This is a genomic window from Streptomyces sp. WAC06614 (assembly GCF_003949795.1).
In the GTDB taxonomy this organism is placed as follows: domain Bacteria; phylum Actinomycetota; class Actinomycetes; order Streptomycetales; family Streptomycetaceae; genus Streptomyces.
In genome coordinates, this window is sequence record NZ_RPRY01000205.1 from 1 (window position 1) to 12,752 (window position 12,752).

The following is a 12,752-nucleotide window of genomic DNA, read 5'->3' on the forward strand; positions in this document are numbered from 1 at the left end:
GTCCGGGGCCCCGGCTCCGTCGGCATCGGCCGGGGCCGGGGCCCCGGCGGCCTGGGCGGGGCGGCCGTCCGGCTCCGCGTCGGTGTGCGCCTCCAGAGCCTCGGCCGTCCTGGTGGACGCCGGCTCGACGGTGTCCGACGGGAGCGGGGGCCGGGCCGTCGACGAGGCCGCGGAGTCGGGGGTGACGGCGGGGCCCCGTTCCCCCGGCACGTCGCCCGTGCCGGGGGAACCGGGCTCGGCGGGCACGCTCGCGGCGGGCTCGGCCGCGGTACGTTCGGCCGCGGTGCGTTCGGCCGCCGTGGGGTTGGCTGCGGCCGTTGCGGCCATGTCGGTCGGGTCGTCGGCGGCTTCGGTCGCCTCGGCCGCTTCCGCCGTCGCCTCCGCGACGGCCGCGCGGAGGTCTTCGGGTTCGATGCGCATGGCCACCACCGCGGCCCGGTTGACGAGGATCTTGTGGGTGGGGGGCAGCACCTCGACCAGCTGGTCGGCGGTGATCACGCCGTACCTGGGCCCGCCCGCGGCGGTGATCTGCGCGTCCGAGGAGAAGACCATCACCGCCGGGCTCTCCTCGTCGTCCGGCAGGAGCACCACGTCGATGGCGTTGTCCTCGTCCAGGGCGATGGCCATCGGGCCGGCGGAGAGCGCCTTGTGCACATCGCCCGGAGGGCCGTAACCGGTGGCGGAGAGCTGGACGGCCTCGTCCACCGGATCGGTCGGCTCCGGCCAGCCGTTGGCCATGGGGGAGGGGCGGTACTCCTCGTTCTCCCGGAACTCGGCGACCTCGCCCTCCGCGTCCGCCCGCCACTCGCCGACCAGCGCCCAGCGCGGCGGCGCGGTGCCGCCGCGCCACGTGGGGTCGATGACACCGATCCACTCGCCGGGCGAGGCCTTGGCCGCCAGCCGGACGAACTCCGGGACCGCGTGCGCGCCCACCGGCAGCGAGTCCGGGTCGATGTCGTCGATCGTCAGCGCGGCGACGTCCGCGGTCGGGGCGGGGGCCGGAGACCCGGCGGCTGCGGCCACCGCGGTGGCCCCGCCCGTCGTGGCCGGACCCGACGAGGCCGTCGCGGGACCCACGGCTGCCGTGGCGGGCGGCACCGCGCCGGCCGCGCGGTGCTCCTCGGCGGCCGGTTCGGGGGCGTGCTCGCGGGCAGCAGGCATGGCGGTCCTCCAGGTCGTTCGTCCGTCCACTCCTGGCAACGGCCCGAGGCGCCTGGGAGGTTCATCCGCGCCACGGGGGCGGCTGCGGGAGCCCTGTGGTCGGGGCGGAGGCGGAGGCGGAGGCGGAGCGCTGGCAACGGCCCAGGGCGCCCGCGACGTTCAGTCCGGGCCGCTTGGGCTGTCCGGGCGGCTGCCGAAGCCCCGAGGTCGAAGGCGAGGTGCAGCCGACCGGGCCGCCGGAGCCGAGCGCCCGGTGGAACGCCGCGCCGGGCGGGCTCCGTTCACCGCTGTGCCGGAGCCTCGCCACCGGTCGGTCAGGGGACCTGGTCGTCTCGACCACGAACTGGGCCTTCCGTGCAGCGGGTTGACGACCGTGAGCGGCGAGCCGCCCGCGCGCACTGGTGGCGGCCGACCTGGCGGTGCTGTCCGCCTGCCGGCCCCCGCTCGTGACGGGCGGGACCCGGAACGCCCCGTCCTGCGGGGGCCTGGGGAAGCGCCCTGGCCGTCGCGCGCGACGAGCTGTTCGACACCTTCCGCTGAACCGGGGACGCCCCGGAGCCGGGAAGCGGGGCGGAGGCGCCAGGAGCGTGAGCCGCCCCCCGGCGGTTCACGCTCCGGGCCCGGCGCGCGGCAAGGACGAGGGCCCGGGCCGTTCGGGGAGAACGGGCCCGGGCCGGCACCGGCGCCGGAGACGGGGGACGACCGACGGCGGTGCTCCGGCGCGTGGGAAGGGGGGACTCCGCCCAGGCCGGTCTCTGCGGGCTCCGGCCGACCGCGTCCACTCGGTGACCGGTGCCCCACTCACAGGAACGCGCCCCGGTGCCCGATGGGTTCACATGGCCGGGAGCCGATTTTTCAGCCGGTGGCTGCCGACTTGTGCGCGGGCGCGTCGGGGACCGGCCGCAGGGTCCGTGCATGGCCGTGGGTGGCGGGCAGGCCGGCCCGCCACCCACGGCGTGTACGGCGATCCGCCGGGCCGGCGAGAGCAGCCGGCCTGGGTCGTGCGCGCCCTCGCCCCTCAGCTCGCGAGCGTGGGGGCATGCGGAGACGAAACCTCCTCGATCGAGGCCCCCTGCGTCGGGCCGCGCTCGCCGCAGGTCGTCCGCAGCAGCGAGCGCAGTAAGTACGGGGCGTGCAGCCGGGAGAGCTTCGCCAGTGCCTGCCTGTCCACCGTGGCCCGCTCCGTCCCGGCGGGCTCCCGCCGGGCACGTGTCATCGCCGCGCTGCCTCCGCGCGCGGGCGCCCGCCGCCAAGGGCGGCAGGGCGAAGCCCGTCACCCCCGCCTCAGGGGGTGCCCTGCCACGCGCTCGGCTCCGCGGCCGGCCCGCGGACGGCCTGCCGTCGGTCGAACGGGACGTCACCACTGCCACGGCCGAGGGGACATGCTCAGCCTCGGCACGGCCGAGATCCGTCTGGCGCCGTGCCGGAGACCCTGGGGCGGCCACCGGTTGCATGCCGTACCGCCTGGGAGGGGGCGGCCTGTGCCCGTGCCACGGGCGAACCCTGCCCCTTGGCGCTCGCCCTGTGCCGGTGCAGCTGTGCCGCCGGGCCTGCGGGCCCACGTCCTGTGCGCCGACACCACCCTCTCCAGTGCTCCGGACGCGCGGCCGTTGCGGGATGCGCTCGTTGCGCGGCTCGGGGAGGGCCGCCGCCGGCCACTGCGCGTGCTCGACGAGGTCCGGACCCTCTCCGCCTCCCTCACCGAGGATGGCCGCCGACTCCTGGGTCTCGAACCCGCGGAAGCGCTGCGCACGCGGCGGCGGCCGGGCAGTCCTGACGCGACGGGGGGAGAGACGGCCGGTCACCGCGGATCTGCTGAACCGTCGGGGGCCCCTCGGCCGTTGCCACTGGAGGGGGCGGTATCAGCCGTCCCCGGACGACGGCCGCGCGGTCATCCGAGAAGGACATCCCCATGACGACGCACACCCCGGCCGAGCTGCAGGCCGTAGGGCCGCACCTGGTGATCGCCCCGCCGGGGGTCCCCGCCGCGCTCTCCGACGCCGTCGGGCTGCTGCCCGAACTCCCCGACAGCCTCCTCGTCCTGGCCGCCGCGCCGGACGCCGCCGCGGTGCTGCGCGCCTCGCTCACCGCCCTCACCCTGACCGCCGGGCAGCGGGGCGCCACGCGGCTGGTGCTGGCCGCCTCGGGCCTCGCCGCGGCCCGTACGCCGCGCCCCGTGGTACGTGTCGCGGCCACGGCCGGGATGACCGTGGTGGCCCCCGACGGAGTGGTGTCGATCGAACCGGAGAGCGGGCTGGTCGTCACCTCACCGACCGGCGAACCGGGCGCATGGTGGGCGGCCGAACCCTCGGGCGAACTGCACGAACTGGGGCCGGACTGGCCGCCGGCGTCTGTGCCGGCACCGGCCTCCCTGCCGGCACCGGCCTCCCTGCCGGCAGTGGGCTCTCTGCCGGGAGCGGCGTCTTTGCCGGCACCCGAGTCCCTACCGGCATCCGCGTCCCTGCCGGCACCGGCGTCCCCCTCGGTGGCGGGCTCCGGGGGACGCCACCGGGAGGAGCCGGAGCCCGGGGCCGAGGACGGGCCTGGGGCCGGGGCCGGGCCTGGGCCCGGGGGTGAGGCCAACGCCGAGGTCGGGCCCGGGGCCGGGGTCGAGCGCGGTGCCCAGGGCTGGGGCGAAGGCGAGGACGAGGCTGAGGCGGCGCTCGCCGGTGGGGCGGACGGCGCTGCCGATGCCGGTGCCGGCACCGGTCCCTGCGGTGGTGCGGATGCCGCTGCCGGTGCGGATGTCGGCGCGGATGGCGGAGCCGGCGCCGGTCCCCGCGCCGGTGCGGATGCCGCTGGCCGTGCAGATGCCGTGGCCATCGCGGGTGCGGATGCCGCTGTCCGTGCGGATGCCGTGGCCCTCGCCGGTGCGGATGCCGGTGTAGGCGCGGCTGGTTCCGGCGGGCTGGAGGCCGTACTGGCCGGGGGGCGGCCGCAGGCGGCAGTCGGGCCGGAGCTGCGGGTGCCCGCTGCCGGCGCCGCACCCGCCTTCGCGGCCCCCCGGCCTCCTGAAGGCCGCGTCGTGGTCCTCGGGGACGGGGCCGGTCGGGTGCCCGAGGCCGCCGTGCGGGCCGCGGCGGTGCCGCCGGGCGGCACTCTGGTGCTCGTCGGGACCCCCGCCCGGCCGTGCCTGGCCCCGCGGCAGGTCGCCGCGGCGGTACGCGACCTCGGGGCCGGTCCCGAGAGCCTGCTCGTCAGCGCCCCTTGGGCGGAACCGGCCGCGCTCACCGGCCTGGCCGCGGCCCTCTCCGCGGACCTCGGCCACGACGTCCGGCTGGCGGTCGGCCTGCCCGTGCACGGTGACCCCGGCCACGAGGGCGACCGCGGCACCCGGCACCTGGACGACCAGGGCGTTCCGACGTGGTCCCCGGTCCTCACCGAGCTGTTGGCTTCCGCCGAACGGGGCCGGGTCGTCCCGGCGGCGTGGCAACTGCTGCCACGGCTGCGCCCGGTGGGGCCCGCGGTGTTCCACGCCGTCGACGGCTGGGTGCTGGAGGCCGTTCCGGCGGGGCTCTGGCTGCGGGCGGAGGGACACTCCGCCGACCTGGGCGTCCGCGTACTGGCCCCGGAGCCGGCGCGGCCGTTGCCGTCGCCGGCGGTGACCGCATCCCCCGTCCCGGCCGCGTCCCCGGCTCCGGCGACAGCCTCCGTCCCGGCCGGGTCCCCGGCGCCGGCCACAGCCTCCGTCCCGGACGTGACGCCTGCCGTGTTCCCGTCCCCGGCCACCGCCGTACGGACGGCCTCGGCCGACCCGGCCCCGGCCGCCGCCGCACGGGTGCCGGCGGCTGACGCGTCGCCGACCCCCGTACCGTCCCACCGGAGCCCGGCCCCTGCCGGGGGCGAAACCCCGTCCCCGGGCTCGACTCCGGCCCCGGGGGCTTCCATGCCGGTCCCGGGTGCCCCCGTCCCGAGCCCCGCCGAGCCGCTGTTCACGGCACCGCCGTCGACCCTGGACCCGGGCTCGGTCCCGGCCTCCGGGGCTTCCACGGACCTCCCGGGCGCCCCCGTGCTCGGCCCGGGGGAACCCCCGCTCCCGGCGTCCCCGGCCACGCCTTCGGCGCAGGACCCCGCTCCTGCCTCGGGGTCGCCTTCGGAGTCCTCGGCGTCGGTCACCGCTGCCGCGACCGGCTCGGTGGCGCCCGACGCACCGCTCGCGGCGGCGCCGCAGCCAGGTCCCGCGTCGGCCCCGGGCGACACCTCGGTCGTGGCCCCGCCGCCCGGGCCGGCGCGCCCGCAGCGCACCGAAGTGGGCGCGGGCCCGGCCCCGGCCGTGGCGGACGGGTCGGCCGGAGCCGGTGGCCCGGCCGCTGAGGGCTCGGCTGCGGGCGGCTCGGCGCGGGCCGCAACGCCCGGACCGGCCGCGGCGCGGGCCGCAACGCCTCCGGCCGGGGCCGTCGGCGTCGCCCCGCCGAGGGCCACCGCCCCGGCGGGCCCCCGTGGCGGCGGGCCGGGGAGCGGCGTGGCCACCGCCGGTGACCGTGATGCCGTCAAGGCGCTGCTGGGGGGCGACTACCACCTCCTCGCCAGCCGCACCGAACTGCTCACCTCCAAGCTGCCGGGCCTCCGCTCCCACCGGGGCGACGACCTCAAGCCCGAACTCGTCGCCATCCAGGTGCACCAGAGCGACCGGCCCGAGCCCGCCGACCGGGCCGCCCTCGCCGCCGCCGCCCGTGCCGCGCACGAAGGCCCGCTGGGCCCGCTCCTGCGTTGCCTGGGCACCGGTCTGCGGCGGCTCCCCAGCCACCACGGCGCCGTCCTCCTCCGGGCGCCCGGCGACACGGGCACGCTGCTGCGCTACCGGCTCGGCACCACCCTGGAGGAACCCGCCGCCATCGCCGCCGTCCGCTCCCACGACGTGGCCTTCGGCGCCGGCGACGGCGCAGACGACGGCGCCGGAGCCGGCATCGAGTTCGGGATCTGGTCCACCACCGGCCGCCGCACCTCCGCCTTCGGGGAGCCGGCCGCCGAGCCCGAGGTGGTGTTCCCGCCCGGTACCCGGTTCACCGTCGTGGAGGTGCTCACCTCCGCCGAGGGCGCGGGTGTGCCGCGCGTACTCCTCCGGGAGGTCGTCTCGGCCGAGCGGGAGGAGGCCGCCGTCGAACGCAACCGCCAGGCCCGGGAACGGCTGCTCGCCTGGTTCGAACGCCGTGACGCCGTCGCCCCGCACGAGCGCAGGCCGCTGTCCCGGCCGGAGCGCTTCCACATCGCGCCGGAGCCGGAGCCGGAACCGGGGTCTGAGGCGTAGCAGGTCGGTCGGTCGTCGCCGTGGCAGAGAGCGGGGCCCCGTGGCATCCACGGGGCCCCGCTCTGCGCTGCGTACGTACGCCTCGTCAGCCCGCCGCCGGGTCGGCGAACCCCTGCCCGACCAGCGCCGCGAGCTCGTAGTACGCCGCCCGCGTCGGCCTGCCCACCTGCGCGAGGTCGACCTCGGCGCCCTGGGCCAGGTGCGCGTCGAAGGGGATCACCACCACGCCGCGGCAGCGTGCGCCGAAGTGGTCGATCATGTCGGCCTCGCGCACCAGCCGTCCGGACTCGCGCACCCGCGAGATCACCGTCACCGAGCGCCGCACCAGGTCCCGGTAGCCGTGCGCCTCCAGCCAGTCGATGGTCATGCTCGCGCTGGTGGCGCCGTCCACGCTCGCGGTGGCCACGACCACGAGCTGGTCCGCCAGGTCCAGGACACCGCGCATGGCGCTGTAGAGAAGCCCGGTGCCCGAGTCGGTGAGCACGATCGGGTACTGGCCGCTCAGGACGCCCATCACCCGCCGGTAGTCCTCGTCGTCGAACAGCCGGGAGACCGCCGGGTCGGAGTCGTTGGCGAGGACCTCCAGCCCGCTCGTGGACTGCGAGGTGAAGCGCCGGATGTCCATGTACGTACGGACGTCGGGCAGCGCCGTGACGAAGTCGCGGATGGTGGCCCTGGTCTGCCGGGTGAGGCGGCGGCCCAGGGTGCCCGAGTCGGGGTTGGCGTCGAGCGCGAGGACGCGGTCGGAGCGCTCCGCGGCCAGGATCGAGCCCAGCACCATGGTGGTCGTGGTCTTGCTGACCCCGCCCTTGAGGCTGATCACGGCGATCCGGTGGCAGCGGCGTACCGGCGTACGGATCGCCTCCGCCTGGGCCTCGTTGGTGCGGCCGGCCGCGCGTCGGGCCGAGAGGCCGCCCAGGAGGCGGCGTGCGCCGCTGGGGCGGCGCAGGAGGCGCTCCGAGGAGAGCTCGGTGTCGGCGGCCCGGCCCAGCTCGATGGCCGCGGCCGTGGCAGCCGTAGCCGTAGCCGTAGCCGTAGCCGCAGCCGGTGTCGGTGCCGCTGCCGCAGCGGGCACGGCCAGGGGCGCCGCGTCGGGCTCCGGGCCGGAGGCCCGTCCCGGCGCCGACGCGGAGGCCGGCGCCGCCGATGCCGAGGACACGGGTGACGCCCCGGCCGTCCCGGCCGCCTCGGCCGAATCAAGGGCCCCGGCCGCCGGGGCAGGCGCCAAGGCCAGCTCCGGTGCGCCCGGGGCCAGCTCCGGTGCGCCCGGGGCCAGGTCCGGTGCCCCCGGGGCCAGCTCCGGTGCGCCCCGGGCCAGGTCCGGTGCCCCCGAGGTCGGGTCCAGGGCCCCCGCGGCCAGGTTCGGGGGCCACGGGTCCTGGTTCGGCGTCGGTGGTGGCGTGGTGTAGTCGGGGGCGTCTTCCCAGGACCAACGGCCCTCCGCGTCGTCCATCCTGCCCACCATGACCGCCACGGCACGTCCTCCTTCGTCAGGGCACGGCGCGCCCCGTGGTAAGAGGTATGACCTCGACTCCACCCACGACGCCCGGCCCGGCGGCGTTCAGCCCGACGACGTCCGGACCTACGACGTCCGGACCTACGACGTCCGGTCCGGCGGCGTTCAACCCCTTCCTCCCCGGGGCGATGGACGATCCGTACCCGGCCTACCAGCAGCTCCGCGACCACAGCCCGGTGCACTTCCACCCCGACCTGGGCCTGTACTTCCTCTCCCGCTACGCCGACGTGTCGGCCCTCGGCCGGGATCAGCGGCGGATGATCCGGGGCACCTCGCTCAGCGGCCTCTTCGAGGAGTACCGCGGCACCGGCCTCCAGGAGATCCTCGGGGACAACCTGTTCGGCGTGGACGAGCCGACGCACGGCCGGCTCAAGCGGCTGGTGACGCGTACGTTCGTCCGCTCGCGGGTCGAGGCGCTCGTCCCCCGGATCGAGGAGATCTGCGGGCAGTTGCTCGACGAGGCGGAACTCGCGCCCTCCGGGGGTCGGTTCGATCTCATCGGGACCCTCGGTTACCCGCTGCCCTTCCAGGTCATCTGTGAACTGCTCGGTATCGACCCCGGCGACCGGGAGCCGTTCCTGGACTGGACGCGCAAGGTGCTGCCGATTGTGGACCCGCTGCCCGACCCCGGCCAGGTCCGGGCGGCCGTGGACGGGGCCGGTTCCTTCGTCGGCTACTTCACCGCGCTCGTCGGCGAGCGGCGCCGCGCCCTGCGGGCCGGCCGGGACCTGCCCCCGGGGCTGGTCAGCGATCTCGTCCGGGCCGCGGAGGACGAGGACGGCGGGCGGCTCAGCGGACCGGAACTCATCTCGCTGTGCTTCACCTTGCTGGTGGCCGGCTTCGAGAACGTCACCAACCTCGTCAGCAACGCCTGGCGCGCCCTGGCCGAGAACCCGGAGCAGGCCGAGGCCCTGTGCAAGGAACCGGAATTGCTGCACAACCTCCCCGACGAGGTCCTGCGCTACTACAGCACCACCCAGTACAACACCCGCCAGACCACCGAGGACCTCACGCTGCACGGCGTACGGATACCCGCCGGGGCCACCGTCGTCCTGCTGCGCGGCGCGGCCAACCGGGACGGACGGCAGTTCCCCGACCCCGACCGGTTCGACCTGCGGCGGACCAACAGCGCCACCCACACCGGGTTCGGGGAGGGCGCCACCCTGTGCACGGGGGCGGCCCTGAGCCGGCTGGAGGTGCGCATCGCGTTCCGCGAGCTGCTCCGGCGCTGCGGCCCCGGTCTGCGGATCAGTCGCTTCGAGGCTGGACCGACCAAGTTGTTCTGGGGGCCGCGGGTCCTGGAGGTCGAGTACGGGACTCCCTGAAGCCGCCCGCCCCACGCCGAGCCGAGCCCCCCGACACCGACACCCACACGGACACCGGCTCCGGCTCCGGCACCGGCTCCGGCACTGACACCGGCTCCGGCCCAAGCCCGGGGCCGGAGCCGGAGCCGGGGCTTCGCTCATCGTGCCTTGGCGACGTCCGTGTCGATCTGGGCCGCCGCCTTGCGCAGTCCGGCGGTCAGTTCCTCGGTGCCCTGCTCGTGGCGGTAGCCGAAGTCCTGGAGCGTGAGCTGGTAGGCGCCGCCGTCGGCCTGGGCCGGGGTGCTGCTGGAGCGCGGGTGGGCGGCGATGTCGATGAAGGTCCGGAAACCCGGCTCGACCTGGAGCGCGGGGGAGTTGAGCGCGGCCAGGGTGGAGGGCACGTTGTGGAGGGCGTTGGCGAAGGCCACCACGGCGTCCGTGTCGGTGGTCATGTACTTGACCAGCTCCCAGGCGGCGTTCTGCTTCTTGCTGCCGCGGGCGATGCCCGTGACGGTGCCCGACAGGTAGCCCTTGCCGTACTCGGCCACCTGGTCGTCCGGCACGGGCAGCGGCGCGGTGCCGATCTCGAAGCCGACCCCGGCCTCCTTGGCCATCGCCAGCCGCCACTCGCCGTCGAGCTGCATCGCGACCTTGCCCTGGTGGAACGGGTGCTCGGCGCTCCACTCGTCGCCGAAGGTCGCGCGGAACCTGTCCAGCTTCTCGTAGCCGCCGAGCTTGGCCACCAGGTCCTTCTGGTACGTGAACATCTGTGCCACGGCTGGTTCTTGAGCGACCGTCGACTTCCCGGCGGTGTCGAAGTACGCCACCGGGCCCCACTGGGCGAGGTAGTGCATCGGGGTGGTCTCGTAGCCGTGGAAGGTCGGCATGAAACCGAGCTGCTCGTACGAGTCCCCGCTCGCCTTGGTGAGCTTCTGCGCCACCTCGGCGAACTGGCTCCAGGTCTTCGGCGGCTCCGTGATGCCGGCCGCCCGGTAGGCGTCCTTGTTGTAGTAGAGCCCGTACGCGTCGCTCAGCAGCGGCAGGGTGCACTGGTTGCCGTTGAACCGGGTGTAGTCCAGCAGCGTCTTGGGGAAGACCTTGGCCTTGTCGATCCCCGACTTCGTCAGGAACGGGTCGAGGTCCACCAGGGCCCCGGAGTTGCAGAACGAGCCGACGCTGTCCGTGGAGAACGACGAGATCACATCGGGGGCCTTGTCACCGCCCGCCCGCAGGGCCTGCTTGATCTTGTCGTCGGTCATGTTGCCGGTGACCTTGACCTTGATGTGGGGGTGCGCCGCCCGGAACCGGGCGACGTTGTCCTCGATCGCCTTGACCTCCCCGGGCGCCGACCAGCCGTGCCAGAAGTTCAGCGTGACATCGGCCGTCGGGTCGTCCGAGGCGGTGGAGGCGCCCTGGCCGGTGCAGGCAGTGGTGAGCAGCATGAGCGCGGCGGCCGCGGCCGCCGCGGCGGTCAGTCTTCGGAATCCGGTTCCGGACAAGGTGTTCCTCCCGTACGAGCCACAGTGGACGAGGCCCGTGCGCCCGCCCCCGCGGCGGGGGCCGCGGCAGGAGGACGGCCCGTGGGCCCTGTGCGGGGCGTGCCCGCCCCGCCGCCCGGCGGTCGTGGTCCGGTCGGCACAAGGCACCCCCCGCACGTTTATACGTGCCCGCGGCGTGCGCCGGTTCAGTGCCTCGGGGTGCTGACCGGTGCGCGGGTATTCGTCCGTTTCCGCAGGTCGGACGGCTGGTGTCGAGGTCGTCCCCCGGGATTCTTGTGAACCCTTGGAGGCGGGGCGCTCGTTACCGGTGGTGTGCGGTCGGCGGCACGGACGTCCGTGTGCCGCCGAGCGCTGCGGTGCACGACGTACGTGCCGCAGCACCCCGCCCCCCCCCACGTCGAACCGGAGTGTCCATGCCCGTCCCCGTCCGTCCGCTCACGTCCGCCGCCGCCGTCCTGCTGGCGGGTCTGGCCCTGTCCGGATGCGGCCACGCCGGCACCGCTTCCGGTTCCGCTACGGCCTCCGGCGGCTCCGGCCCCTCCCGCCTCTCCGAGCTCTCCGGCGGCGCTGACCTGTCCGGTGTCCCTGGCCCCTCCGGTGCCCCCTCGGCCGAGTCGGCGGCGCAGGACCGGCCCCCGGCAGCGGCGGAAGGGCCGGGCGCGGTGGCGATCGGGGCCGCGCGGGCGTGTACGACGGCCAACACCCGGCTGGTGTTCGTCGCCTCCGCCCACCACGCCGGCCCGCAGCAGCCGGCCACCGCCGTCGTCCAGCTCACCAACACCTCCGGCACCACCTGCACCATGGTCGGCGCCGTGGTCCTGACGGCCCGGGACGACCGGGGCAGGGCCGCTCCCGTCGTGGCCGACACCACCGGCAGCGGCACCGACACCGTGGACGTCCGGGCGGGTGCCACGGCGCAGGCGTCCGTGTCCTACACGGACGTCACCCCCGAAGGGGGCGCCTCGGGCCGGGACGCCTGCCCGGTCTCCGCCTCCCGGGTCGAGATCGCCCTGCCCAACGACGAGGGCCGCACGGTGGGTGTGACCGACACCGACGGCTCGCCGGGCGTGTTCACCGTCTGCGGACCGCAGGTGCGCTTCGACCGCTTCGACCGCTTCGACCGCTTCGGCCACTGAGCCGTCAGGCCGCTGAGTCGTCGGGCGGCGGAGTCGTCGGGCCGCCCGGCCGTCAGGCCGCGGTGTCCAGGGCGTGGCCGCGGGATTCCAGGATGGGGCGCAGGGCGCGGATGGCGACGAAGTTGCGGGACTTCACCGTGCCCACCGGGATGCCCAGCGTCTCGGCGGCCTGCGCCAACGACCGCCCCCGCAGGTGGAGTTCGACCACCACCGCACGGTGGTGCGGCTTGAGCTCCGCCAGGGCGCGGGTCATGTCGTAGGAGCCGAGCACCTCCTCGTACGGGTCCGGCGCGGGCAGCGGCACGGCGGTGGCCTCCTCGGGGTGCTCGCCCGATATCTCCACCGGGCGCGCCGCCACGCGCCGGTGGTGGTCGATGGCGATGCGCCGGGCCACCGTGAACAGCCAGGGCCGGCACTCCCTGAGGTTCGGCCCGATCGCCTCGGGGTGCTGCCAGGCGCGCGTCAGGGTCTCCTGCAGGATGTCCTCCGCCCGTCCCAGGTCGCCCCGGGTCACCTTGAGCAGCGACCGGAGCAGCGTGGGCCCGTGCAGCCGGTACAGCTCCTGGACGGTCTCCGCGGGGAGCGAGCCCTTGGCCCGCGTGTGCTGCTGAGTCATGTTCCGCAGCCTCGCGGCGCCCGCCATCACCGCACCAACGTCCCGCCAACGCCGCGCCAATGCTCCGGCACGGCCCCTTGCCGGGCGCTGTGGCGGGTGCGTGACGGGCCGTCGGCGACCGGTTCACGCCCCCGGCCGGGCCGCCGTGGCCAGGGCGACCCGGCACCGCGCCGGCTCGCCCTGGCCACGGCGGGCGGCTCCGGCGCCCTGATCCTCGTGATCGGCCTGGCCGCCGCGGCCCGCCGCCGCGGCCGCTCCCTCCCCGCCCGTTC

At 76.1% G+C, this 12,752-nt stretch carries 7 protein-coding genes; 3 read left to right on the forward strand and 4 right to left on the reverse strand.

Annotation, left to right across the window (positions count from 1 at the left end):
* A partial coding sequence (locus EF918_RS24000) for a type VII secretion system-associated protein (RefSeq protein ID WP_125650341.1) occupies positions 1–1,161 on the reverse strand: 1,161 nt, incomplete at its 3' end.
* 1,912 nt (positions 1,162–3,073) lie between these two features.
* Between EF918_RS24000 and EF918_RS24005 the strand changes: the two genes are divergently transcribed.
* Positions 3,074–6,409 carry a hypothetical protein gene (locus tag EF918_RS24005; RefSeq protein WP_125650343.1) on the forward strand — a complete coding sequence of 1,112 codons (3,336 nt, stop codon included), beginning with the start codon at positions 3,074–3,076 and terminating at the stop codon, positions 6,407–6,409.
* 85 nt (positions 6,410–6,494) lie between these two features.
* Here EF918_RS24005 and EF918_RS24010 read toward each other — a convergent pair whose 3' ends face one another.
* Positions 6,495–7,874, reverse strand: a complete 1,380-nt coding sequence (locus EF918_RS24010; protein ID WP_260610579.1) for a MinD/ParA family protein — start codon at positions 7,872–7,874, stop codon at positions 6,495–6,497.
* A gap of 179 nt (positions 7,875–8,053) precedes the next feature.
* Between EF918_RS24010 and EF918_RS24020 the strand changes: the two genes are divergently transcribed.
* Positions 8,054–9,250 carry a cytochrome P450 gene (locus tag EF918_RS24020; protein ID WP_125650348.1) on the forward strand — a complete coding sequence of 399 codons (1,197 nt, stop codon included), beginning with the start codon at positions 8,054–8,056 and terminating at the stop codon, positions 9,248–9,250.
* 137 nt (positions 9,251–9,387) lie between these two features.
* On the opposite strand, the gene EF918_RS24025 is transcribed toward EF918_RS24020, so the two are convergent.
* Positions 9,388–10,671, reverse strand: a complete 1,284-nt coding sequence (locus tag EF918_RS24025) for an ABC transporter substrate-binding protein (RefSeq protein WP_125650354.1) — start codon at positions 10,669–10,671, stop codon at positions 9,388–9,390.
* A gap of 470 nt (positions 10,672–11,141) precedes the next feature.
* On the opposite strand from EF918_RS24025, the gene EF918_RS39135 reads away from it, so the two are divergent.
* The gene (locus tag EF918_RS39135) at positions 11,142–11,864 is read left to right on the forward strand and encodes a DUF4232 domain-containing protein (RefSeq protein ID WP_125650350.1); all 723 of its coding nucleotides are present in this window, start codon (positions 11,142–11,144) and stop codon (positions 11,862–11,864) included.
* 52 nt (positions 11,865–11,916) lie between these two features.
* Here the strand turns inward: EF918_RS39135 and EF918_RS24035 are convergent, their stop codons facing one another.
* Entirely contained in the window at positions 11,917–12,480 is a 564-nt protein-coding gene (locus tag EF918_RS24035) for a sigma-70 family RNA polymerase sigma factor (RefSeq protein WP_125650352.1), read from the reverse strand.
* Between the last annotated feature and the right edge of the window lie 272 nt (positions 12,481–12,752).

Excerpts from the sequence above, each read along its gene's own strand:
- EF918_RS39135 (WP_125650350.1), top strand. The coding sequence starts at position 11,142 with ATGCCCGTCCCCGTCCGTCCGCTCACGTCCGCCGCCGCCGTCCTGCTG.
- EF918_RS24005 (WP_125650343.1), top strand. The coding sequence starts at position 3,074 with ATGACGACGCACACCCCGGCCGAGCTGCAGGCCGTAGGGCCGCACCTG.
- EF918_RS24025 (WP_125650354.1), bottom strand. The coding sequence starts at position 10,671 with ATGCTGCTCACCACTGCCTGCACCGGCCAGGGCGCCTCCACCGCCTCG.
- EF918_RS24035 (WP_125650352.1), bottom strand. The coding sequence starts at position 12,480 with ATGACTCAGCAGCACACGCGGGCCAAGGGCTCGCTCCCCGCGGAGACC.
- EF918_RS24010 (WP_260610579.1), bottom strand. The coding sequence starts at position 7,874 with ATGGTGGGCAGGATGGACGACGCGGAGGGCCGTTGGTCCTGGGAAGAC.
- EF918_RS24020 (WP_125650348.1), top strand. The coding sequence starts at position 8,054 with ATGGACGATCCGTACCCGGCCTACCAGCAGCTCCGCGACCACAGCCCG.